Origin of the sequence: Alicyclobacillus mali NBRC 102425 (genome assembly GCF_001570745.1) — a bacterium.
Lineage (GTDB): Bacteria > Bacillota > Bacilli > Alicyclobacillales > Alicyclobacillaceae > Alicyclobacillus > Alicyclobacillus mali.
Map to the genome: position 1 here is coordinate 35,161 of NZ_BCSG01000004.1, position 22,510 is coordinate 57,670.

19 protein-coding genes are annotated in these 22,510 nt (G+C 62.3%); 12 read left to right on the forward strand and 7 right to left on the reverse strand.

The window, feature by feature from the left end; translation table 11 throughout:
- Nucleotides 1-109: 109 nt before the first annotated feature.
- Nucleotides 110-1,522, forward strand: a complete 1,413-nt coding sequence (locus tag AMA01_RS02855) for an ammonium transporter (RefSeq protein ID WP_067847009.1) — start codon at nt 110-112, stop codon at nt 1,520-1,522.
- Here AMA01_RS02855 and AMA01_RS02860 read toward each other — a convergent pair.
- Nucleotides 1,519-2,787, reverse strand: coding sequence for a glutamine synthetase family protein (locus AMA01_RS02860; RefSeq protein ID WP_067847012.1), 1,269 nt, complete (start codon nt 2,785-2,787; stop codon nt 1,519-1,521). The genes AMA01_RS02855 and AMA01_RS02860 overlap by 4 nt on opposite strands.
- A 107-nt stretch (nt 2,788-2,894) precedes the next feature.
- On the opposite strand from AMA01_RS02860, the gene AMA01_RS02865 reads away from it, so the two are divergent.
- The 3 genes from AMA01_RS02865 to AMA01_RS02875 all read left to right on the forward strand — a co-directional run bounded on the left by AMA01_RS02865 (nt 2,895) and on the right by AMA01_RS02875 (nt 5,119).
- Complete coding sequence (locus AMA01_RS02865; RefSeq protein ID WP_230088079.1) at nt 2,895-3,923, forward strand: putative nucleotidyltransferase substrate binding domain-containing protein; 1,029 nt, start codon at nt 2,895-2,897, stop codon at nt 3,921-3,923.
- A complete protein-coding gene (locus AMA01_RS02870) occupies nt 3,920-4,576 on the forward strand; it encodes a 3'-5' exonuclease (RefSeq protein ID WP_067847018.1) in 657 nt (218 codons plus the stop codon). The genes AMA01_RS02865 and AMA01_RS02870 overlap by 4 nt, the downstream gene beginning before the upstream one ends.
- A 63-nt stretch (nt 4,577-4,639) precedes the next feature.
- Nucleotides 4,640-5,119: a flavin reductase family protein gene (locus AMA01_RS02875; RefSeq protein ID WP_012811711.1), complete on the forward strand. Its 480-nt coding sequence runs from the start codon at nt 4,640-4,642 to the stop codon at nt 5,117-5,119.
- Nucleotides 5,120-5,148: 29 nt separating this feature from the next.
- Here AMA01_RS02875 and AMA01_RS02880 read toward each other — a convergent pair whose 3' ends face one another.
- Nucleotides 5,149-6,129: a LacI family DNA-binding transcriptional regulator gene (locus AMA01_RS02880; RefSeq protein ID WP_067847020.1), complete on the reverse strand. Its 981-nt coding sequence runs from the start codon at nt 6,127-6,129 to the stop codon at nt 5,149-5,151.
- Between the two features lie 309 nt (nt 6,130-6,438).
- Between AMA01_RS02880 and AMA01_RS02885 the strand changes: the two genes are divergently transcribed.
- The 6 genes from AMA01_RS02885 to AMA01_RS02910 are packed head-to-tail and all read left to right on the forward strand — an operon-like array spanning nt 6,439 to nt 13,408.
- Nucleotides 6,439-7,767, forward strand: a complete 1,329-nt coding sequence (locus tag AMA01_RS02885) for a Gfo/Idh/MocA family oxidoreductase (RefSeq protein ID WP_067847023.1) — start codon at nt 6,439-6,441, stop codon at nt 7,765-7,767.
- A gap of 17 nt (nt 7,768-7,784) precedes the next feature.
- On the forward strand, nt 7,785-8,663 hold the full coding sequence (locus AMA01_RS02890; RefSeq protein WP_067847025.1) for an alpha/beta hydrolase family protein: 879 nt from the start codon (nt 7,785-7,787) through the stop codon (nt 8,661-8,663).
- Nucleotides 8,621-10,003, forward strand: coding sequence for an ABC transporter substrate-binding protein (locus AMA01_RS02895; RefSeq protein ID WP_231862794.1), 1,383 nt, complete (start codon nt 8,621-8,623; stop codon nt 10,001-10,003). Before AMA01_RS02890 ends, AMA01_RS02895 begins: the two co-directional genes overlap by 43 nt.
- A 59-nt stretch (nt 10,004-10,062) precedes the next feature.
- Entirely contained in the window at nt 10,063-10,995 is a 933-nt protein-coding gene (locus AMA01_RS02900; RefSeq protein WP_067847229.1) for a carbohydrate ABC transporter permease, read from the forward strand.
- Nucleotides 10,996-11,014: 19 nt separating this feature from the next.
- Nucleotides 11,015-11,860, forward strand: coding sequence for a carbohydrate ABC transporter permease (locus tag AMA01_RS02905; RefSeq protein WP_197459972.1), 846 nt, complete (start codon nt 11,015-11,017; stop codon nt 11,858-11,860).
- A gap of 21 nt (nt 11,861-11,881) precedes the next feature.
- Nucleotides 11,882-13,408, forward strand: a complete 1,527-nt coding sequence (locus AMA01_RS02910) for a glycoside hydrolase family 28 protein (RefSeq protein WP_067847034.1) — start codon at nt 11,882-11,884, stop codon at nt 13,406-13,408.
- Between the two features lie 101 nt (nt 13,409-13,509).
- Here AMA01_RS02910 and AMA01_RS02915 read toward each other — a convergent pair whose 3' ends face one another.
- Together AMA01_RS02915 and AMA01_RS02920 are read right to left on the reverse strand one after the other, a co-directional pair.
- Entirely contained in the window at nt 13,510-14,592 is a 1,083-nt protein-coding gene (locus AMA01_RS02915; protein WP_067847037.1) for a multicopper oxidase domain-containing protein, read from the reverse strand.
- An 11-nt stretch (nt 14,593-14,603) separates the two neighbouring features.
- The gene (locus AMA01_RS02920) at nt 14,604-15,683 is read right to left on the reverse strand and encodes a multicopper oxidase family protein (RefSeq protein WP_230088056.1); all 1,080 of its coding nucleotides are present in this window, start codon (nt 15,681-15,683) and stop codon (nt 14,604-14,606) included.
- 105 nt (nt 15,684-15,788) lie between these two features.
- Between AMA01_RS02920 and AMA01_RS02925 the strand changes: the two genes are divergently transcribed.
- Entirely contained in the window at nt 15,789-16,019 is a 231-nt protein-coding gene (locus AMA01_RS02925; RefSeq protein WP_067847044.1) for a hypothetical protein, read from the forward strand.
- A 113-nt stretch (nt 16,020-16,132) separates the two neighbouring features.
- Here AMA01_RS02925 and AMA01_RS02930 read toward each other — a convergent pair whose 3' ends face one another.
- Nucleotides 16,133-17,836 (reverse strand): M3 family oligoendopeptidase, encoded by a 1,704-nt coding sequence (locus tag AMA01_RS02930; RefSeq protein WP_067847046.1) that lies wholly within the window; start codon nt 17,834-17,836, stop codon nt 16,133-16,135.
- A gap of 130 nt (nt 17,837-17,966) precedes the next feature.
- On the opposite strand from AMA01_RS02930, the gene AMA01_RS02935 reads away from it, so the two are divergent.
- Entirely contained in the window at nt 17,967-19,907 is a 1,941-nt protein-coding gene (locus tag AMA01_RS02935) for an AMP-binding protein (protein ID WP_067847048.1), read from the forward strand.
- A gap of 15 nt (nt 19,908-19,922) precedes the next feature.
- Here the strand turns inward: AMA01_RS02935 and AMA01_RS02940 are convergent, their stop codons facing one another.
- Both AMA01_RS02940 and AMA01_RS02945 read right to left on the reverse strand, forming a co-directional pair.
- Complete coding sequence (locus AMA01_RS02940; RefSeq protein WP_067847232.1) at nt 19,923-21,110, reverse strand: acyltransferase; 1,188 nt, start codon at nt 21,108-21,110, stop codon at nt 19,923-19,925.
- Nucleotides 21,111-21,247: 137 nt separating this feature from the next.
- Nucleotides 21,248-22,222, reverse strand: coding sequence for a G1 family glutamic endopeptidase (locus AMA01_RS02945; RefSeq protein WP_231862795.1), 975 nt, complete (start codon nt 22,220-22,222; stop codon nt 21,248-21,250).
- Between the last annotated feature and the right edge of the window lie 288 nt (nt 22,223-22,510).

A 22,510-nucleotide genomic window follows, 5' to 3' on the forward strand; every position in this document is an offset into this window, starting at 1 on the left:
CAGAATGTTATCTTTTAATACGTTAGAATAGCTAACATTTTTCGTTGACGCCTCTTCCGCCTGCGTGTATCGTTATAAAAAAATTCACGCAAAGGAGTGGGCAGAGAAGATGCTCAGAACACGGTGGAAGTGGCTTCTGTCCGCAACGGCTGGGCTCGGCGCCGCTTTGATTCCTGCGACTTGCTTTGCTGCGACAACGGCACCCCCGGTCAATTCGGGCGACGAGGCCTGGATTCTCGCTTCCTCGGCCCTTGTGCTTCTCATGACACCAGGGCTTGCCTTCTTCTACGGAGGCCTGGTGCGGACGAAGAACGTGATTACGACCATGCTGCAGGTGGTGGCTGTCATCCTGGTGGTGTCTCTGCAGTGGGTCATCGTCGGGTACAGCTTGGCGTTCGGTCCTGACTTTCACCACATCATTGGCAACCTGAGTTGGTTCATGATGCGCGGCGTGGGTGCAGCGCCGGACTCGGATTACGCGCCGACCATACCCAACATGCTCTATTCCATTTTCCAAATGATGTTCGCCATCATCACGCCGGCACTGATCGTGGGAGGGCTGGCAGAGCGAGTGCGTTTCGCTTCGTTTGTGGTGTTCATTGTGCTATGGGCGACATTGATTTACGATCCGCTGGCGCACTGGGTCTGGGGTGCAGGCGGCTGGCTGCACAACCTCGGCGTCCTTGACTTCGCGGGGGGCACCGTGGTGCACATCTCGTCCGGTGTGGCCGGTCTCATGGCCGCGCTATACCTCGGGCGCCGCGCGGAACATGGCACTGGTGAAATCAAGGCGCACAATGTGCCTTTCGTCCTTTTGGGGACCGCGCTCTTGTGGTTCGGCTGGTTCGGATTCAACGCGGGCAGCGCGGTTGCGGCCAACTTCCTTTCGGCGGAGGCGTTTCTTGCGACCAACACGGCTACGGCGGCTGCTGCGGTGGGCTGGATGATTGTGGAGAAGTTGCGGACTGGGCACGTCACCCTGGTTGGCGCCTGCGCCGGTGCGGTCGCGGGGCTGGTGGCCATCACGCCGGCGGCTGGCTTTGTCTCACCGGGTTACTCCATCGTTCTCGGCTTGCTCGGCGGCGCGTTCTGTTACCTCGCCTCCACCTTCATGAAGGCAAAGCTCGGCTACGACGACGCGCTCGACGCGTTCGGCGGCCACGGCATCGGCGGAACGTGGGGCGCCATCGCCACGGGGCTATTCGCCTCCACCGCCGTGAACCCGTCGGGAGCAAACGGCCTTGTCCACGGCAATCCGCATCAGGTGCTGCTTCAGCTTATCGGCGTCGCGAGCACGTGGGCGTTCTCGGGTCTCGGCAGCCTTGTCTTGCTCTGGATTGTCGACAAGGTCATGGGCCTGCGCGTGACGAAGGAAGAGGAAATCATGGGGCTCGATCTCGCCCTGCACGCGGAATCCGCATATCCGGAGACGCTCACGGCGTCGGAACTGCCGAAGTATTTCGGCGCCAACGTGACGCCGCTTCTCAAGGAGTCTCCGCTTGAGCACGGAACTCAGAACTAAAGCGTGAGGTACTGTTCCCGTTCCCAGACGTGGACGGTCCGCGCATAGGCCTCCCATTCGAGCCGCTTGGCCTCCAGGAAGTGGTGCATGGCGTGATCGCCGAGCGCCGCCTGGAGGCACTCGTCTTGTTCGAGCGCATCAAGCGCGTCCCGCAGCGTTTCGGGCAGTGCGGCGACGCGCCGCAGAAACCGCTGTTCTTCCGACCATATCTCCGGCCGTTCGTCGAGCCGATTCGGCAGGGGCATCGCCTGTTCGATCCCGTCCGATCCTGCGGCGAGCGCGCAGGCGATGGCGAGGTACGGATTCGCGGACGCGTCGGGCGCCCGCCATTCCCATGCGCTGCCCACTGCGCGCAAGTAGGGGGCCGGGTGGCGGTCGGACCAGCCGACGAATCCGGGCGCTTCGCTTCCGCCGAGGCGCTTGTAGCTGTTCACCGTCGGACTGGCGATGGCGGAGAGCCCACGCGCATGCTCCAAGATCCCTGCGGCAAAGCTGGCGCCTCGCGACACGTCGGCCTCTTCGCCGGCGGGGGCGAAGGTGAGGTGCAGGCCGGAGCCAGGATGGTCCGTGAACGGCTTCGGCATGAAGGACGCCGTGAACCCGAACCGGGCGGCTTCGCGCCGGATGGCGAGCTTCGCTGTGATGATGGCGTCCGCGGCCGGGATCGGCGGCAGCGGGGCGAGATCGATCTCATATTGATGCGGCGCAGCTTCGTGGTGAATTTGGGTCGCGGGAATGCCCGCCTCGGACAGCCCTTCAGCTATCAAACGAAGGCAACGCGCGGCAAAGTCAGAGGAGGGTGCGTCGAAGTAGCGGGCGGGATCGCGGAGATGCGCGTCTTCCAAGCGCTCGCCCTGCGGGAGCAAAAAGAACTCCAGTTCGGCTGACACCAGCATCTCCGGCGCGCCGGCTGCCGCGGCTCTCGCCGCCGCCCGAGCCAAGATTCGGCGCGGGTCACCCGCAAACGGCAGGCCGTCCGGGAGCACGACATCGCAAATGAGGCGCAGTGCGCGTCCGCCGAATGCGGAGCGCCATCTGCAGGCTGTCGCGAGGTCGGGCACGAGGCGCATGTCGGACTCTTCCCCTCGGGCAAATCCTTCGACGGACGATCCGTCAAAGTTCACGCCGCGGTCGAGGACGTCTGCCAGTCGGCTTGAGGGGATGGAGACGGCTTTCACCGCGCCCATCAAGTCGGTGAACTGGAGCTGCACGGTGTCGATGCGCTCGGCCTCGAGTTGCTGAAGCAGTGAAACAACACTTGACATGATGAGCCACCACCCGGACGATATTCTGGATTGATCATAAAGCACGAAATCTCGAAAATCTAGCAATCATCGCATGGACGAGCGCCTAGGGCGGAGGGATGGACGTGATGGTGCCGGGGTGCGTCACGAACGCGGGCGACATTCGGGAGCGCGGAGAGGAGTTGCAACGGGCATGGTGCGAGGCTGTCCTTGGCGATGACAGCCCGCCGGACGACACCGCGGGGTTTCGGCGCTGGTTCGAAGGGTATCAGGTTCAGCGTCGCGCCTTCGTGCTCGCCGGCTGGGCGGAAACCGTGCCGCCGGACGTCCGGCGGCACGCGCGTCTCGTGGCGCTAGGGTCGCTTGCGCGCGGCGAGGATCTGCCGCAGAGCGATCTCGACTTTGCGCTCGTCACCGCCGCGGACCTTCGGCTCCCCGACGCGGCTCCGGACATCGAGCGGTTCGTGCGCTGGATGGGCCCGATGGGTTTCTCGCCCTGCATGGGCAACGTGATGGGCGCCAATCCGCGCTGGTTCGGCCCTGCAGGCGCATGGACGGCGCGCATCCAGTCGTACGTTGATTTTCCGGACTGGGCCAACGTTCGCTACCTGTACATGACGGTGGACGCGCTGCCGCTTGAAGATGCGCCGGACTGGGCACCCGTTGCGGCGCGGGTGCGCGATGTCATCGCGGGATCGGCATTCATGAAGTGGCAGATGGCGCACCTCGGCATTCGCGGGACGGTCGGATTTCGCGCCTTGCGCGGCGTGCGCTGGGAGGCCGGCGGCGCGGGTGTGGCCTTCCACGTCAAGGACAGGTTCCTCGCGCCTATGGTCCACGCGCTTCGCTTGCTCAGCTTGCATCATGGGGTCGACGCGCTCGGCTCGGTCGATCGCGCCGCGTCGCTTGGCCGCCTCGGCGCCCTCGAAGACTTGCAGCCGGAGGCGATTGTCCGTGCGCTCTGGTTTGGATGGCGGCTGCGGGCGCGCCACCACGCGGAGTGCTGGCTCAGGGGTCAGCGGGACGCCGTCGATCTCGTCCCTCGGTCGAGTTTGTCTCGCGCCTGGCAGGAAGCGCTTCAGGAGCATTTGCGCGCGGCCCAAGCCCTCGAGCATCTGGTGTGTCGACGATTTCCGAAACCGAGGGGATCGCGATGAGGTGGTTTTTCTCCCTCCGGAGAGACGCGCCTCTCGGCCCGGAACCTGCGCCGGTCTGGGAGCGGACCCTCGGCGACGCGCCTTACTTCGTGCTTGACCTCGAGACGTCCGGTTTTTCCCCGGTGCGCGACAAGATCCTATCTGTCGCCTGCGCCACGTTTTCCGGGTGGAGCAGCGAGCCCGACGAGAGCTTCTACGCCATCGTGCGCCATGACGACGTCGCGGACGTCCCCCCGCACATTTGGGAGCTGACCGGCCTCACGCCACAGGCCGTGCGGGGCGGCGAGCCGCTTGAGGCCGCGCTTCGCCGCGCGCTGGAGCTCGGCGCAGGCCGCGTCTGGGTGGCCCACCACGTCCGGCACGATCTCGGCTTTTTGCAGCGCGCGACCGACGCCTTGTGGCGACTCCGGCTGCGGCCCATCGCGATGGATACGGCGGTCGTGGGCCAGGTGCTCGCGCGGGCCTCGAGGCCCCTGACGCTCGACGAGGCGTGCGAATGGCTCGGCATTTCCGTTGACGGCCGCCACCGGGCGGACGCGGATGTGCGCATGACCGCGGCCGTCTGGCGGAAGGAGATGGAGCTTTGCAGGCGGCTCGGGCTGCAGACGGTGAAGGACGTGATCGACTGGGTGAGCGCGCGCGCCACCGGGTGATGGAACGTCCGGCAAGAGGTATACTCGAATGGGAAACGCCTTTCGGCATCAGGAGGTGCGAGGATGGACGAGCAAGCGAAGAAGACGGCGCTCCGCCACATCACGTACGGGCTCTACGTCATCGGCACAAAAATCGGAGAGGATGACGTCAATGCGTTCACAGGCAACTGGGTGACGCAGGCATCTTTCCAGCCGCCGCTTGTGGCGATTGGCGTGAAGAAGGGCACCACGTCGTGCGACGGCATCCTTGAGAGCCGCGTGTTCTCGGTGAACGTCCTGGAGAGTGGGCAGAAGGATCTCGCTTTCAAGTTCTTCAAGCCCCTGAAGCGCGTGGGGAACAAGTTTGAGGACGTCGAATTCTACACGTCGACGACCGGAAGCCCCATCCTGCGCGACGCGCTCTCCTGGTTCGAGTGCCGCGTGACGGATGTCGTGGACCGGGGAGATCACACGCTCATCGTGGGCGAGGTCGTGGACGCCGGGGTGCACCGCGACGGCAAGCCGCTCACGCTCGCCGAGACGGGGCTTTTCTACGGGGGTTGAGCCCGGCGGGCGCGCCTTGGCGCCCGCGTTCAACCCGCGTCCCTGTCGGGTGCTCGTTCGACGGACGCGCGCGGAATGAGGATAGGTTCAACCACGTGCGCGTCCGCGCCTGGCTTTCCGTCGATCATGTCGACGATGCGATGCGCCGCGAAGTCCGCCACCTCTTCGAGCGACGGGCCGACCGTCGTGATGGGCACCTCCGCAAACTGCATGTCGGGCAAGTTGTCGTATCCAATGAGGCTTACGTCCTGCGGTATCCGGTAGCCGAGCTCGAGCAGCGCGCGCAGCGCCCCTTTCGTAATGAGGTTGTTCAGCCCAATGAAGGCCGTCGGCATGGGGATGTCTGGCCTCGCGTATCGAATCGCCCGGTAACCTCCCTCAAAGGTCGGCTCCGCCGGATACAGCCAGTCCGGGGACGGCTGAAGCCCCGCTTGTTCCACCGCCTCCAAAAAGGCCCGCACCTTGATCTCCTGGGAACTGCCGATGAATCCAATCCGCCGGTGTCCAAACGAGCGCAGGTATCGGACGGCTTCCGCAATCCCGGCGCGGCGGTCAAATCGCACGTGCGGCAGCGGCACGGGCTCGTCCGTCCCGATGACGAGCGTTTTCGCCTGCCAGCGCCCCAGCTCCTCCATCAGGTGCGGGTGGCGCGAGACGAGATCGGCCCAAATCACGAGGCCGTCGGCGCGCATCTGATTCAACAGGTCGATCTCGTCCGGCGAAATCGCAATCACCATCCGGTAGTCGAGCGCGGCCAGGGCCCGGTGCAGCTGAATGGTGAGGTTGGCGAAGATGGGGTTTCCCAGGTTCACGAGCCCGAAGCCAATGAGCCGCGTGCGGCCCGACACGAGGTGGCGTGCGAGCAGGTTTCGCTGATAGCCCATGCTGCGCGCGATTTCCAGGATGCGCCGCTTGGTCTCCTCCTTGACCAGCGGGCTGTCGTTGAGCGCCTTTGAAACCGTGCTGTAGCTGACGCCCGCGCGTTCCGCGATATCCTTAATGCTCACCATGGCGGGTCTCCCTCTGTCCAGAGTCCATGGGCCTCGCGGCGTCTTGCGCGTGCCGCAAAGCCAACAGGTCTGTGATTTCCTCGACATTTTAACACAAATAACAACGTTATTAAAGAGAGACGGAAACGATTCGTCCGCAAGAGACGCATTTTGCTGGCTTTCGACCGGTTTCGCCGCGATCGTGTCCGAAAAAGTCAAGAAGAAATGAAAACGTAGTTATTGATATCCGAAAGGAACTGTGCTACCTTTTAGCAACAACGGGATGAGGTCAACTAACAACGTGGTTAATACGAGGGGTGACGGACGGCCATGACCAACTATTGCATTGTCGGTCTCGGATCGCGCGGTATCTCGATGTTCGGGCGCGATCTCGTCACGCATTACCGTGACGTCGCGCGCATCACGGGGCTTTGCGACCGCAACGAGGGGCGCGTCCGGTATGCACAGGAGGTCCTGGGCAAGGACATTCCGGGCTTCACGGATTTCGACGAGATGCTGGACAACGTCGAATGCGACTGCGTCATCGTCACGACGATGGACGCGACGCACGACCATTTTATCGTGAAAGCGCTTGAGCGAGGCAAGGACGTGATCACCGAAAAGCCCATGACCATCGATGCGGAGCGGTGCCGCAGGATTCTGGATGCCGAGCGGCGCAGCGGCAGGACGGTCCGCGTCACGTTCAACTATCGATACGCGCCATATAAGACCGAGATCAAGCGGCTGTTGCAGGAGGGCATCATCGGCGAAGTCCATTCGGTGGAGTTTCGCTGGTACCTCGACACCGTGCACGGCGCGGACTACTTCCGGCGCTGGCACGCGGAGAAGAAGAACTCCGGCGGCCTGTTTGTTCACAAGGCGACGCACCACTTCGACCTCATCAACTGGTGGCTGGGCCTCGAGCCCCAGGAGGTCGTGGCCATGGGATCGCGCCATTACTACCTGCCGGATCGCATGCCGGGCCACGGCGAGCGCTGCGCCACGTGCCAGGTGACGGACCGCTGTCCGTTCTACCTCGATCTCGGCCGCGACGACACCCTGAACGCGCTCTACAAACAGGCGGAGGCCTATGACGGGTACCACCGCGATCAGTGCGTGTTCTCCGAGCGCATCGACATTGAGGATACGATGGGGGCGCTCATCCGCTATCCGAATGGCGTGCAGGCGACGTACATGCTCACCGCGGCCACGCCGTTTGAAGGATGGCAGGTGGCGTTCAACGGCAGCAAGGGCCGGCTGGAGGCGTTCGAGCCCGAGTTCTTCATCACCGAGGAGGACGCGACGGACTTCGCGCGGAGGAGCTCGAAGGACGTTCGCCGCACGGTGGACTGGCGGTTTGGCGATCCGTCGTCCGCCGAAGAGGTGCGCGAGCTGGAAATCCGCTTCTATCCCCTCTTTGGCGGCGTTCAGGTGTTCCGCGTGCCGCATGTGCGCGAGGGTCACGGCGGCGGCGACAGGCGCCTGAAGGACCACCTGTTCCGCGGCGTGGACAGCGATCCGTACGGCCACGTGGCCGGATCGCGCGCGGGAGCCATGTCCATCCTCATCGGCGTGGCGGCGAATCTCTCGATGGCCACCGGGCAGTTCGTGCGCATCGCGGATCTGTTGGGCGAAAGCGCGCCGGTCGGCGTCCGGTGATGAGGGAGGGAAGCCTGGTGTCGCGGGGGGCGGCAAGCGAACGAGTCGAGTGCCTCGCTCGGCTGCTCGGCCTGGAGCGATCAGTGAAGCCGAGGAGGCTGTGCCAACTCGTGGCGGATCGCGAAGTCCACGTGCTGCTGCCCGAGGGAACGGCGCCCGCGGGCGGCTATCCCACCGCGGTGTTGATCCATGGCCATTCTCCGCTCGGCTACGATTACTTCCGCAGTGCGAACGAGGTGTACGTCAAGGGAAGACCTGTTGCGGAACTGCTGCGGGACGCGGGTTTTGCCGTGGTGCTCCCGTCCTTGCGTGGCTTTGGCGCCACGATGGACCCGGCCGATCGCGCCCTGGGACTGGAGCACAGCTGTGAGCGGTTCGCGCGGCAGCGACTGCTCGTCGGCCGGACGCTCCTCGGCGATCGCGTCCGAGATCTGATAGAGCTCCTGGACGCGATGGAGATGGACGGGCGCTTCGACATGGAGAGCCTTGTCACGGCGGGATTTTCAGGCGGCGGCACGGCCGCGCTGTTTCACGCGGCGTGTGATTCGCGGGTCCCCCACCTGATCCTCCTGTCGGCGATGTGCACCGCACGCTATTCGCTCCTTGCCACGCGGCACTGCCTGTGTAACTACGTACCGGATCTTCTCAACTTCGGCGATTGGGGGGATGTGGCGGCACTCGTGGCGCCGCGGCGCCTGACCATTGTGCATGGCGAACGCGACGGCGTGTTTCCGTTCGAAGGTGCGCGTGCAGCGTTTACGGCCGTCAAAACGGCGTACGAGGCCTTGGGCATGACAAATGGGGCGGTGTTTCTTGCACAACCTGGGGGTCATGAGCCGTATCCGGAGGTTTTGTGGCAGTTGATGGGTGTCGGTCTCAAGCGCGCAACAACGTGAAACGAGGAGGAATCCGCATGCGAAAAAAGAGATGGACATGGACGGCGAGCGCCGCGGCTGCGCTGGTGTTGGCGGGCTGCGGGACCGCGGCGCAGGGCGGTTCGAGCGGGTCGCAAGCCGGGCAGGCCGCGGGAAACGCAGACTCGAAGCCGGTGGTCACGCTCACCTTCGGCTTCTGGGGCGATGCGAAGGAAGAGGCGGTCACGCTGGCCGCGGTGAAAGCGTTTGAGAAGGCGTATCCGAACATTCACATCCAGACGGAATTCGGAGGACCGTTCAACCAATACTTCACGAAGCTGTCCACCGAGGTCGCGGGCGGCAACGCGCCGGACATAATGCAGATGGATTATGACTACATCGAAGCGTATGCAAAGGAAGGTCAACTGCTTAACCTGAAGGGCGCCAAGGGCATCAATCTCTCCACCATCAGCCCAAGCGTTCTGAAGAGCGGCTACATCGACGGCGGATTGTATGGCATCCCGAATGCAATTGATTGTTACAGTATGATTTACGATCAGAACGCCTTTGCAAAAGCAGGGTATCATGGGCAGCGCGTGTCATGGGGACAGTGGGCCGCAATTCTCGAGAAGGTCCACAAACTTACAGGAAAGTGGGCTGAGGATGACGACGAAAACTGGCAGACCTTTGGATACTGGGCGCGTCAGCAAGGTCAACACCTGTACAACGCTTCCGGAACCAAGCTCGGATTTGCCCAGAGCACGCTTGTGTCTTATCTGAACTACTGGGCAAATCTGCGCAGGGAAGGAGCTGTGCCCCCTGGAACGGTGACGTCCCTCATTAAACAAGCCGCTGATCCCACAGATCCCATGGTACCTGGAAAATCTCTAGCGGAGATGACCTGGGATGCCTATATTGTGAGTTTCCAAAGTGAGATGACCAAGCCTCTTGGTATGGCCTTGCCGCCATATCAGCCAGGCGGGCCGGAGGGACTCTATTTAAAGCCGAGTCAGTTCTGGAGTATCTACTCCAAGACGAAGTATCCGCAGCAGGCGGAGCTCTTCGTGAACTTTCTGCTGAACAACGTTTCTGCCGGAAAAGCTCTCGGCTTGGATCGCGGAATTCCAGTGTCATCGACTGTTCGAGCTGCGCTGCAAAAAGCTGGTTTGTCGCGTCCTGAGCAACAGGAGTTCACACTGACAGATCAGGCGCTTAAGGTGGCCACGCCGATCGATCCTCCGCCACCGCAGCCGAACAAGGAGATCGACCAGGATTTCGGGAACATGGTCCAGGCTGTGCAATACGGCAAGGAGACGGCTCAGCAAGGCGCCGAACAGTTTATGCAGGAGGCGAACGATCTCCTGCAGAACGGCGGTGAATGACGTCTCCGAGGACGGGGCCCGGCGCAACGCCGGGCCATTCCGGAAAGCGGGGTGATCGCGTGGCTGTGGCAACCTCGACCAAAGCCAATGTCCAAGCGAACGGCGAGGCCGCGAAGGCCGTGCGGCCGCGCAACGAGAAGGTCGCCTATCTGTTTCTGAGCCCATGGATCTTCGGCCTGGTGGTCTTTTCGCTCGGGCCCATCCTGGTCTCGCTCTACCTTTCGTTTACCAACTACAATCTTTTGCAGCCGCCCAAATGGATAGGTCTTGAGAACTACGTGCACATGTTCACGCAGAGCCAGTTGTTTGCCACTTCGCTCGTGGACACGCTGGAGTACATCTTGATCTCGGTGCCCATCAAGATGGTGGTCGCCCTCGCCATCGCTCTGCTCCTCAGTCTCGAGGTCAAAGGCATCGGCGTGTACCGGACCGTGTACTACGTTCCGTCGCTCATCGGCACGAGCGTCGCTGTCGCCTACCTGTGGCAACAGATGTTTGGGCCCGACGGTCTCATCAACAAAGGCCTGGCGCTCGTCGGCATTCACGGGCCCAATTGGCTCGCCGAACCACGCACGGCCCTGTTCACGCTCGCCATGCTGCAGGCTTGGCAGTTCGGTTCGGCGATGATGATCTTCGTGGCAGGACTGAAGCAGATTCCCGAGTCGCTGTATGAGGCCGCCATCGTGGACGGCGCGGGCCGCCTGTATCGGTTCTTTCGCATCACCATTCCCATGTTGTCGCCGGTCATTTTCTTCAACTTGATCATGTCCATCATCAATGGGTTCACCCAGTTCACGCAGGGATACATCGTCACGGACGGTGGGCCGCTGAACGCGACGCTGTTTTTCGCGCTCTACCTGTACGAGGAGGCCTTTAACTTCCAGAACATGGGCTACGCGTCGGCGCTGGCCTGGTTCCTCCTGGTGTTGGTGGGCGTGCTGACGTTCCTGGTGTTCAGGTTCGGAAGTCGCTACGTGTACTACGAGTCCTGAGGGAAAGGAGGAGAGGACTGTGACTGGAACCATCCGTACGAGGCGCGGAATGGTGCTCGCACACGCCGTGCTCGTGATTATCGGATTTTTCCTCATCTATCCTGTTCTCTGGATGGTGTTTGGCTCATTCAAGCCGACCAACGAGATCTTCTCCAGCGCGTCGTTCTGGCCCAAGCACTGGACGTTCGCGAATTATCCGCAAGGTTGGAATGCCATTCCTGGCCTGCCGTTTGGCACGTTCATTCTTCATTCGCTGTTGGTGTCGTGCCTGGTGTCTGTTGGCACTGTCATCTCGTCCGCAGTGATTGCGTTCGGGTTCGCGCGCTTCACGTTTCGAGGGAAATCCATTCTGTTTGGCATCATGATGATCACGATGATGCTGCCGACGCAGGTCACGCTCATTCCCCAGTACGCGATGTTTCACTATCTGGGCTGGATCAACACGTATTATCCGCTCATCGTGCCCGCGTTCTTTGGTAGCCCGTTCTTCATCTTTCTCATCGTGCAATTCATCCGGGGGTTGCCCAAAGAATTGGACGAGGCTGCGAAAATCGACGGCTGCAATGCCTTCACGCTGTTTGTGCGCGTCATTCTGCCGCTCATCGTGCCGGCACTCATCACCACCGCCATCTTCAGCTTTATCTGGTGCTGGGACGACTTTTTCTCTCAGCTCATCTACCTGAATTCGGCGCAGAAGTTCACGGTGCCGCTTGGGTTGGAGTCGCTCGCGAACGCCGTCGCGCAGGAGGAGTGGGGGCCGCTGTTCGCCATGTCCACCGTTTCGCTCATTCCGCTCTTCCTCATCTTTTTCTTCCTGCAGAAGTACGTCGTCCGCGGCATCGCCACCACGGGCCTGCGCGGATGACCGCGAAAGGAGGTGAAATGCGTGGCCAGGTGGAAACGTAGTCTCTCGGCAGGCGCGAGCCTCGCGCTGGTCGCGGCCGCCGCCACCGGTTGGACCGCTCACGCGCGCTTCGCCCAGGCCGACAACGTGGCCGACCTCGTCGCGCAGACGGGCGATCTCGACGCTTCTCTCGCCCAGGTCCTGCACGGCGCGCCGTTCGCCATGCTCGTCCCGCCGTTGCCGAACATCGTGCCCCGCGTCTACGACATCACCGAGTACGGCGCGAAGCCGGGCATCGGGCAGGTCAACACGGAGGCCATTCAAGCGGCCATCGACGCAGCCAGCCAACACGGCGGCGGCATCGTCGACATTCCGCCGGGCTATTGGGTCACGGGCCCCATCGTGCTCAAGAGCCACGTCGATCTCAACGTGGAGTCCGGCGCCCAGCTCCAGTTTTCGGGCGATCACGACCTGTATCCGCTCGTCCCGAGCGGGAGCTCCTACACCGTTCAATCGCCCATCAGCGCGACGGACGCGGTGGATGTCGCCATCACGGGTCACGGCGTGATCGACGGTGCCGGCAACACGTGGCGGCCGGTGGAGAAGTCGAAGCTCTCGGCGGATCAGTGGAATGCGCTCGTGGCGTCGGGTGGCGTCGTGACGCCAGACGGAAGCACCTGGTGGCCGACGGCGCAGGGTGCAAACGCCCAGGCGTATATCAAGGCGCATCCGAACATGACCTATCTGGACTACCTGCAGGTGAAGGACTACCTGCGGCCGTACATGGTGTACTTCCAGGGGTGCCAAGGCGTGTGGCTCCAGGGCGTCACCTTTGAAAATTCGCCGTTTGCGACTGTGAAGGTGAACACCTCGAAGGATGTCGTCATCGACGATGTGAACATCCGCAACCCGTGGTACGGGCAGAACACGGACGGAATCGACGTCTCGGCCGATGACAAGGTCGTCTTGTATCGCGACGTGATCGACACGGGGGACGACGGCATCGCATTGGAGTCGAGCGGGAATGACGCTGCGGGGGTGTTCAACGAGCAGGACGTCGTCGTGGCGGACTGCATCGTGCACAACGGCCACAGCGGCTTCGCCGTCGGCAGTTACACGGACGGCGGCATCCGGGACGTCTGGGTCACGGGCGACGTGTACGACGGCACGGAGTCGGGCCTGCGCTTCAAGAGCGGCGTGGGCAAGGGTGGGCTGGTGGAGGACATCTACATGGATCACATCGTCATGCGGGACATCAGTGGAGCCGCCATCACCTTCGACGACGGGTATGTGGACAACGGGGCGGACACGTCTTCGCTTCAGGCGCCCGGGCCAAACTCGTACGTGCCGCAGTTTGAGAACATGACCATTTCCAACGTGAGCTGCGAGTACGCGGGCCAGTCCATCTACATGAATGGCCTGCCGAACGCACCCATCTCGAACATCACGCTGAGCGACGTCAGCATCACGGCAGACCAGCAGCCGCAGATTCAGAACACCTCGAACCTTGTGGAGAATCAGGTGCAGATCCAGTCGGGCGTGACGATGCTCGGCGAGATTCCGCACTGACAGACAGAGACCAGGCAGAAGGCCGAGGGGCAGTCGCCGCGCTCGGCCTTTTTCCATGCGACGATAGCCGAACGGGCGCGCCCGGCGCCATCGCGCCGCCCTCATTTCACGTGAATGAACGTGACCAGTCCTCCCATCATGTCGACCTCGTCGTCGGGATTCATCATGTGATCGAGAATGTGACAGTGAAACATCCAGTCTCCGCGCACGTCGGCGGGAAATTCGATATCGGCCGTCTCGCCCGGCGCGATGGCGAGCACGTTCATCGGGCGCGGAACGGGCAGCGGGTGCCCATCTTCCGCCAGGAGCCAAAAGGTCGTCTCGTGCACGTGCATGGCGTGATAACACATGCTGCTCGCGTTCACGATGCGCAGCACGACGCGGCTTCCGTACGGCACGGTCAGTTGGGGCGCGTTGGGATACGGTTTCCCGTCCAGGCCGAATGCGTTCTCGGTGGTCGATCCGTCCACCATCCACGCGTCGATCTCGTACAGCGCGTCCACCTTGGCGAAAGGGTAGAGGGGTCCGCGCGCCGGATCGACCAGAAGCACCCCGTGCAGGCCCTGATCAATTTCGCTCGCCATGTCGGTGCCGCTCTCGTACAGGTGCGTGCCGACCATGTCCGGCGTCACCGTGAAACTGTACAACCGCTCGCCGCCCGGCGGGACGGGCCGCTCGGTCACGCCGCCGATGCCGAGTTGCGACGCCGGCAGCGGGAGACCCGGGAAGTTCAGGGTGGTGGGTTCATTCAGTTCGTTCTTCAGCAGGATTTGGACGCGATCGCCGACGCGCACCCGGATGACAGGGCCCGGCACCTGACCGTTGTATCCGCACGCGACGACCGACTTGCCCGGATACAGGTACCAGTTCACCTCGCTCGCGACGAGCGTGAACCGCTTGATGCCTCCGGGCAGCATTTGCGGAGTCATGCCCTGCTCGTCCATGACCCGGTCGGCGTCTGCGTTTTGTTCGCGAATGAGAGCAGGGGTGATGGACAGCGGGCCCGCGTCGGGAACGCCTTCCGGCACGGGGAGCGATCCCATGGTGCTCGTCGGCGCCATGGACATGCTCGTGGACGCCACCTTGGCGCCCGCGCGCAGGACGGGCGACGCGTGGACCCAGGCGAGGGCGAGCGACGCGCAGGCGCCGAGTGCTGCAACCAGAGCTGGGACGGTTCGGCGCATGGTCCACCTCCTCACGGGGTCACGTGGATGAGCGTCATCATGCCACCCACGGGGTCCACGGTGTCATTCGGATTGATGAGCGAGCTCGCCACAGTGTCGTAAAACGGGAAGGTGCCGGTTTGATCCGCAGTGAACTCCACATCCACCGTTTCGCTCGGTGCGATGGACACGACGCTGACCGTCTGCGGATCCGGCTGCGGCTGACCGTCCTGCGCCACAATCTTCACATCATACCCATCGATGGTCATCGCGTGGAACGTCTCCGCACATGCGTTGACAATTCGCATGTACACCGTCGTGCCGCGTTTCACCGTCAGCTGCGGCGTGTCCGGATACGCCTTACCGTTGATCAGAAACGTGTTCTCGCTGTCCGATCCGTCCTGCTTACCCGCGCCAAGCACAAACAGGACGTCGCGCACGCGGCGCATGGACGGCGGGGGCGTTTTGGGATCGACGATGATCACGCCGTTCAATCCTGCGTCCACCTGATAGTCGTCGTCGTAGTGGCTGTGGTACCAGTGCGTGCCGATCATCTGACTTGTCACGGTGAACCGGTAGACAAAGGTGCCGCCCGGCTGAATCGGGGGCTCGGGAAAGCCCGGCACCCCGTCCATGTCGTTTGGGACCGCCATTCCGTGCCAATGGATGGTCGTGGGTTCGGGCAGATCGTTGTGCACGACGATCTCGACGCGATCGCCGACGCGCACGCGGATGAGCGGCCCGGGGACCTGCCCGTTGTGGCCCCACGCCCACAGGTTCACGTTTCGGTAAAAGTTCCAACCGAACTTGGATGCGGTGAGCGTGAATTGCTTGACGCCGCCGGGCAGGATGCGCGGGGTGAGCGCGACCTCGTTCATCAGGTTGACAGCGTCCCGGTCTTCTTGTAGGATTTGGGCATTCGTCAGAACGGGCGGGGGCGTGGGCGGCGGGCCGTCGTCGCTCGTTGCGTTCTGCATGGCCATCGAAGCGGCTCCGTTTGCAATCTGGGCGTCGGCGCGATGCAGCGCGGCCTCTCCGATGCCAGCCAGGGACACGGCCCCGAAGCCCCACATGGCTGCCCAAACGGCTCGACGCAGGCGTCTGTTTCTCAAGGGATGGGCCTCCCCTCGCAGGTCTCTGAGGGTATGATGAAGCCTGCATATGAAGAAAAGGCCCCGTTTTTGTGAAAGCCACGTAAAAATTGAGGGGGACGGAACATGTGGTGGCTCCGAGGATTTGGAGCGTCGCATGCGTTTTCGAGAGGTTTCTTTTCTCATAGCTATGGCTACGGTTACGGAGGTTATGGCCTGGGTCACATGTTTGTGAACGGGCTGGTGCACGGGCTCGGCTTTGGCATCGGCTACGGCATTGCGCGCCACATCCCGTTCACGCTCATTCTCGTCATCGCCATCGTCGCGCTGGTGTGGTGGCTGGCCCGCAGGCGGTGAGAACGCCCCAGCCGGTCAGGGCTGGGGCGTGTCGCCGTGCCCGGCACGGGAGGTGGCCAGGCGGTGAAGGTCCGCTCCGGGGGCCACTTCCGGCGAGTGGTCACGAGATTCGCTCAGGACGGCAGTTTGGCTTCCAGATGGCGTAGCACGTCTCGGATGCGCGGTACCACGTCCGCCAGCGTCGATTCTTCGAAGGGTGAGCGCAGGCCCGCTTCGCTGACCAGTTCCAGGAACGAGCGGCTGCCCCCCAGTCCGCAGAGGCGCAGATACGACTCCCACGCCTCGGCGGAATTCTCCTGCATCCAGAGGAAATACTGCAGCGCGCACACCTGCGCGAGCGCGTAGTCGATGTAGTAAAAAGGGTAGTTGTAGATATGGAGCTGGCGCTGCCACAGGCCGCCTTCCTCCAGGTACGGCATTCCCTCGTAAAATTCATCGCCCCGGTTCATGTAGATGCGCTCCAGTTCCCGCCACTTGGCCTTGCGATCGGCAGGCGTCATCTCCGGGCGCTCGTACACGGCGTGCTGAAACTCGTCGACCGCGGCCATGTACGCGATGGACACCACGGAATCCGCCAGGTGCGTGTAAAAGAACTTGTCCGCGTCCTCCTGGAAGAAGAGCGGCATCCACTTCCAAGTGAAGAACTCCATGCTCATCGAGTCGATCTCGGCTGCCTCCGATGTGGGGAAGAAATACTCGGGCAGTTTCATGTTGCGCGACTGATACGCTTGAAATGCGTGCCCGGCCTCGTGCGTGAGGACGGTCACGTCGCCCAGGGTGCCGTTGAAATTGGCGAAAATGAACGGCGCCTTCAAGTTGGGGATGAAGGTGCAGTAGCCGCCCACGCGCTTGCCCTCGCGGCTCAAGAGATCCATCAGTTCGCTGTCGAGCATGTACTGAAAGAACGCGTCCGTTTCCAGGGACAGCTCCTTGTACATGCGCCTGCCGTTCTCCAGGATGAAGTTGGGATCGCCCTTCGGTTTGGCGTTGCCATCCCGATACCAGAGGTTGGTGTCGTAGATGCGCAGGGACGATAGGCCGAGGCGTTCGCGCTGTTTGTCGCGAATCTCGGCGGCGAGTGGCACGATGTGTTTCCGAATGGCCTCGCGGAACGCCGCCGTTTCCTGCGGGCCGTAGTCCGTGCGGTTCATGCGATCGTAGCCCATCTGCACAAAGTTTTCGTATCCAAGCTTCTGTGCCATGGCCGTGCGCATGCGGACGAGATCGTCGTACATCTCGTCGAACGCATCGCCGTGCTCCGCGAAAAAGCCGAACATCGCGCGCACGGCGTTTTGCCGGGTCTCGCGGTCGGGCGATTCCGTGAACTTCCCCATCTGGCTCAGGTTGTACGTCTCGCCGCCGAACGGAATGCGGGCGCTCGCCACGAGTTGGTTGTAATCCGTCACGCGCGCGTTGACCTGCTGCATGTCTTCCACGATTTCATCGCCGAACGATCTCGTCTGCACCTCCGCGAGCCGGAACCACTGACCGCCGAGGCGCTCCTCCAGCGCCTTGCGATGGGGCGAGGCGATGAGCGCCCTGCGGAGCCGAGTCTCGAGCGCTTCCATCTCCGGAGATGCCTCGTCAAAAAACGCTTTCTCCGCCCGGTAAAACTCGTCCCGCGTGTCCAAGGAATTGCGGATGTACGCGAGTTCAAACATGGTCTGGAAGTCCATGCGCAGTCGATTCACTTCCTGCAGTGCGTCGAGCGCGGCTTCCGGCGTGGTGGAAGCCTCGAATTCGTCGATGAGCCGCTGGACGTCGTGTTTCAGCGCCGCCAAATCCGGCCGCTGATACTTGATCTCGGAGAACTTCATCAAGGACCTCTCCCACTCGTCAGAAATGTTCGTCCGCTCAAGCATACCATAAATGGGCGTATCCGAATGACGCGAGCCGTGCTACACTGGTGCCACAAGTGCCCGATTTGCGATGTGATAGGAGATGACTATGAAAGCGTTATCTTCTGATGAACGATGGGAAACGCCCTCCATCTATCTTCTGAACGTCACTCTCTACACGCGGTTCCACGAGACGCTTGCGCTCTTTCCGGCGAGTGTGCCGGTATTCGCAAACGCCAAGGTGCAGGAGCGGTACGGGGCAGCCCTCGGGACGCGGCGGATCGGCGTGATCGACGCGGAGAGGCCCATCACGCTTAAGCCGCTCATGGAGGCGCTGTCCACGGGTGCGGTGCTCGTCGCGCTGGACACGGATCAGCGGGGATTTCAGGCTGTCGCCCGCTACGCGACGGAGCGCCGTATCCCGGTCATTCCTGTGTACGGTCATTCGCTCGTCATCGACGAGGAACACCCGCTTCCGTTCGACGACCCGCGCTCGGCGCTCGACACCCTGCAGGACTTTCTGCTCCAAAGTTACATGGGGCCTCGCGCTGCGGCGTCGGTCAACCTGTTCGACGAGCTGGTGCAGTCCGCGTCGTATTACGGGGACGATCGCGTCATCGTCAAGGACATGATGGGCAGCGCGCGGTATCGCGACGTGCTGCTCCAAAGCTACGTGCTCGGCACCGCGCTTCGCCGGACGATTCAGCGCCAACGCGTCGGGGTCATGCTCCCGAACTCGGTGGGCCACGTCGTGGTCCTGTTCGCGATGTTTTACGCAGGGCTCACTCCGGTGATGCTCAACTACTCGAGCGGGGTGCAGACGGTCGTCGACGCGTGTGAGACCGCGGGTGTCGATACCATCCTGACGTCCCGCGAGTTCATCGAGAAGGGGCAACTGCAGGAGCTGGAGCAGGCGCTCACGGCGAGGTACAAGCTCCATTACATGGAGGACGTGCGCAAGCAGATTGGGCTTGGCGCGAAGCTCGCCGGTTTGTGGGCGTTCCGCCGCAAGCGCCCGGCGCATCCCGGATCCAACGAGATTATCCTCTTCACCTCGGGAAGCGAGTATCGCCCGCGCGGAGTGATGCTCTCGCACGGGAACATCTACGCCAACGTCCAACAGACCAGGTCCGTGATCGATTTTGGCACCGAAGACCGCATGCTGAACGCGATGCCGATGTTTCACTCGTTCGGGCTGACGGCGGGGGCGCTGCTTCCACTCATCGCAGGCATCCAGGTCTATCTGTATCCGTCGCCGCTTCACTATAAGCGTATCCCCGAGATCTGTGGGCAGGAGCAGTCGACCATCCTGTTTGGCACGTCGTCGTTCCTCGAGAAGTACGGGCAGAACGCGACGCCTGAGCAGTTTGCGCATCTCCGCTACGCCGTGGCTGGCGCGGAACGGCTCAAGCCGGAGGTGGAGCAGGCGTGGCTCCAGAAGTTTGGGCTTCAGATCATGCAGGGCTACGGCGCCACCGAGACCTCGCCCATCATGTCCCTGGACACCCCCATCAACCACAAGCAGGCGTCGGTCGGGCGGTTCTTGCCGGGCATTCGCTATCGGCTGGAGCCCGTCGACGGGATCGAGCAAGGGGGACTGTTGCACGTGCAGGGGCCCAACGTGATGAAGGGCTATTTGGTTCACGGGGAGGGCTTCGTGGAACAGACGGGCTGGTACAACACGGGGGACGTCGTCGACGTGGACGAGGACGGCTTCGTGACCATTGTGGGCCGGCTCAAGCGGTTTGCGAAAATCGCGGGCGAGATGATCTCACTCAACCTGGTGGAGCAACTGGCGGCGCGCGCGTATGGCGATCCGGCCTTTGCAGCCGTCTCCATTCCGGATCCGGCGCGCGGGGAGCGCATCGTGCTCGTCACCACCCATAAGGGTCTGACGCTCGCGCCCATCCGCGATCTCGTCGATCGCATGGGCTACTCGCGCATGCACGTGCCGGCGGAGATAAGGGTCATCGAGGAATTCCCGCTCCTCGGCAGCGGGAAGACAGACTACGTGACGCTGAAGGCGGTGGTGGAGAAGGGGCGCGCGTGATGCGCCCCTCGTCCATCAGGCGGCCTGGCGGACGGCCTCGCTCCTATGGCGGCGGATATGGGCTCTGCGGCCCACCACGTAGGACACCACCGGGATCTTCATCAGGATGTACGCGGCGAGCATCGAGGAGAAGTAGCTGAACAAGACGGCGACGGGCAACAGCGCGTAGTGAAGCCACATGGGAATGCCTCGGCCGTCGAGATCGTCCATCACGACCTCCATCGCGTACAGCGGAAACGGTTGAATGAGGTAGATGCCGAACGAGGTCTGGGAAGCCACGCGCACGAACCGCGAGAAGGCTCGCCATCCGGGCAGATCCTTGCGCTTGGACCATGCCATGCCCGCGTACCAAAAGGCGCAGGTCACCATGAGGCTGTACGGGACCATGATGGGTTGCAGGACGAGTTCGGCGTCGTCCTCGCCGTCGTGCAGAACCAATCGCTCCAGGAAATAGTGTCCGAACAGGATGCCGAGCGAAGCGGCAAGTGTGACAAAGAGCGCCTTGCGGTGGCGTTCCATCCACGCTGCCACCTGATCATAGTGGCACGCCAAGACGCCGCCCGCGACGAACCAGAACTGGTACATCAGCAGATTTCGATCTCGGTACGTGTACAGGTCGTACAGCCACTTGGGCCAACCGTTGGGCGTGAGGGTGTCGAACACGTTTTGGTTGAGCCACATGAGGCAGATTTCGAGTACAAAGCTCGCCACAAGAATATGAACGTGATACTTGGTCGCCTTGCGAACACCGTGAAGCAGGAGCGGGAAGATCAGGTAGAGCTGCATGGAGACCACGAGAAAATACAGGAAGAACATGTTTCCGGTGAGAAGGTTGTGGATGATGGCAGGGACCAAGTTGGACCATGTCCATGAGAATCCTGGCGTCAACAGCGCGACGAACGCGATGTAGGCGAGGGTCCAAACCACGTATGGAATCACGATGAGTTGGAATCGCTTGCGCCAGAAAGGAAGCGGATGGAACGGGTCCTGCTGAAGATACGTGGTGAAGAGCACGAGGCCCGTGACAAACATGAACGTCTCGCGGGTGAAGTGCGTCGCCGTGATGAGCGCGCCGAGCGTGTAAAAGCCTGGCGTGCCATCGCTGTTGAGCACATTAAAAAAGGACAGCGTGTGCACGGTGAGCACGCCGAGAATGACAAACGCCCGCATCAAGTCGATCTCGTCCAAATAACGCTTCCCCACGAGCACCTTGCCCCCTTGTGTCTCTCGCAACTCACCACATTGTATCCGATCCGCCTCGAACTTGTTTCGAAAGCTGGAGGCAGGCGCGTCAGGGCATTCAGGTGCGCCCCTGGCGGAGCGCCTTTGCTGCTCCATCCTCACGGTTCCAGGCGAGGCGCGGGAGGTGGCCACACGCCGGGCGAGCTGAGCAATGTCTGCTCGCGATGAGACGCAGGGGCGACGTAAAACACCTCGAAACCTCCCGTCTCTGGGTTTGGGCTCGAGGGCACGGACATGATGAGGTTGTCGTCCACCATGTATCCGCCTTCGGAAGGCGTGAGGCGGGGTGCGCGCCCGTTGACCGTCTCCGGGACAAAGGTCAGAGTCCCGTAATTCGCGAGCGCCGACACGCGGCCGCGAATCTCAGGGGCCTCCTGGATCCATTCCGCCGATGCCCCTGGGCCTTGATATGGCTGCGCGAGGGTGAATTGCTCGTTCTGCGAGAGGTCGTCGAGCGTGATGACCCACCTGCCGCGGGTGCCGCGGTGAATGCGCGCGTACATGGCGTCGCCCGGCGCGATGGCCATGCTTGGGATGATGATTTCGGTGGGGTGAATGGGGCGTATTTCCCACCAGGCGAAATACTGAGGGTGTCCGTCAACGTAGTTCTGCTCTGTGCCCACCTGAATCAGGTCGTTGTTGCTGAATCCATCAATGCCGATCCACGTCGAGGAGTAGGAGTTCTTACCCGAGGGATTGACTGCAGGGACGACCCAACTGCCCGAGATGTCCCAATAGTGCCCTGCAGTGAGCGCGTAGCCCGACCAATTCAGGGTTGCCCACCCGAGGTCCGCGACGGAAAGGGCGCCACCCGGGCCGCGCGGCGATGCGTCCGTCGAAAGGACGGAATGAACCGAGGCCGCGCGGGAGCGGGCGCCTGGAGCTTGCGATGAAGGATGATCTCCTGAGGAGACTTCCAGTATCGTAAGGCTTGCGGAAGCGGCTGCCGCGGAAGCACACGCCACCAGAGCGATTTTGCAGCACAAGGGTTTCTCGGAATTCTCAGAAGCCAGCAGGTGAAGCGTTTTCTTCGCGGTGCGCACGTCATCATCACCCGGCGTCTCATGTGGCACAGGCGCGGACCTTCCACTGGTCGCGAGTCCTGCAGTTCCAACATACGAGGGGAATCCTCAAAATTTCATCAAATTTTGAGGATCCGGCCCGGGGTGTGTTTGCGCATGGACGCGGGGCGAGCGCCGTACACATGCAAATGGACCAAGCCGGATCGCTCGATGGGCGTTTGAGGTACAATGCACGCAGAAGGCGCATCGGTTCCTCCTCTCGGTCTTCCGCGCTTGTCGCGTCGCATCCTCTGCGCTGCAAGACGTCTCCTCGCCCGATCACGCCTGGGAGGTGTGAAA

Coding starts and splice junctions, on each gene's coding strand:
- AMA01_RS02870 (WP_067847018.1), top strand. CDS start 3,920: ATGAGGTGGTTTTTCTCCCTCCGGAGAGACGCGCCTCTCGGCCCGGAA.
- AMA01_RS02885 (WP_067847023.1), top strand. CDS start 6,439: ATGACCAACTATTGCATTGTCGGTCTCGGATCGCGCGGTATCTCGATG.
- AMA01_RS02915 (WP_067847037.1), bottom strand. CDS start 14,592: ATGCGCCGAACCGTCCCAGCTCTGGTTGCAGCACTCGGCGCCTGCGCG.
- AMA01_RS02855 (WP_067847009.1), top strand. CDS start 110: ATGCTCAGAACACGGTGGAAGTGGCTTCTGTCCGCAACGGCTGGGCTC.
- AMA01_RS02930 (WP_067847046.1), bottom strand. CDS start 17,836: ATGAAGTTCTCCGAGATCAAGTATCAGCGGCCGGATTTGGCGGCGCTG.
- AMA01_RS02925 (WP_067847044.1), top strand. CDS start 15,789: ATGTGGTGGCTCCGAGGATTTGGAGCGTCGCATGCGTTTTCGAGAGGT.
- AMA01_RS02865 (WP_230088079.1), top strand. CDS start 2,895: ATGGTGCCGGGGTGCGTCACGAACGCGGGCGACATTCGGGAGCGCGGA.
- AMA01_RS02875 (WP_012811711.1), top strand. CDS start 4,640: ATGGACGAGCAAGCGAAGAAGACGGCGCTCCGCCACATCACGTACGGG.
- AMA01_RS02935 (WP_067847048.1), top strand. CDS start 17,967: ATGAAAGCGTTATCTTCTGATGAACGATGGGAAACGCCCTCCATCTAT.
- AMA01_RS02880 (WP_067847020.1), bottom strand. CDS start 6,129: ATGGTGAGCATTAAGGATATCGCGGAACGCGCGGGCGTCAGCTACAGC.
- AMA01_RS02860 (WP_067847012.1), bottom strand. CDS start 2,787: ATGTCAAGTGTTGTTTCACTGCTTCAGCAACTCGAGGCCGAGCGCATC.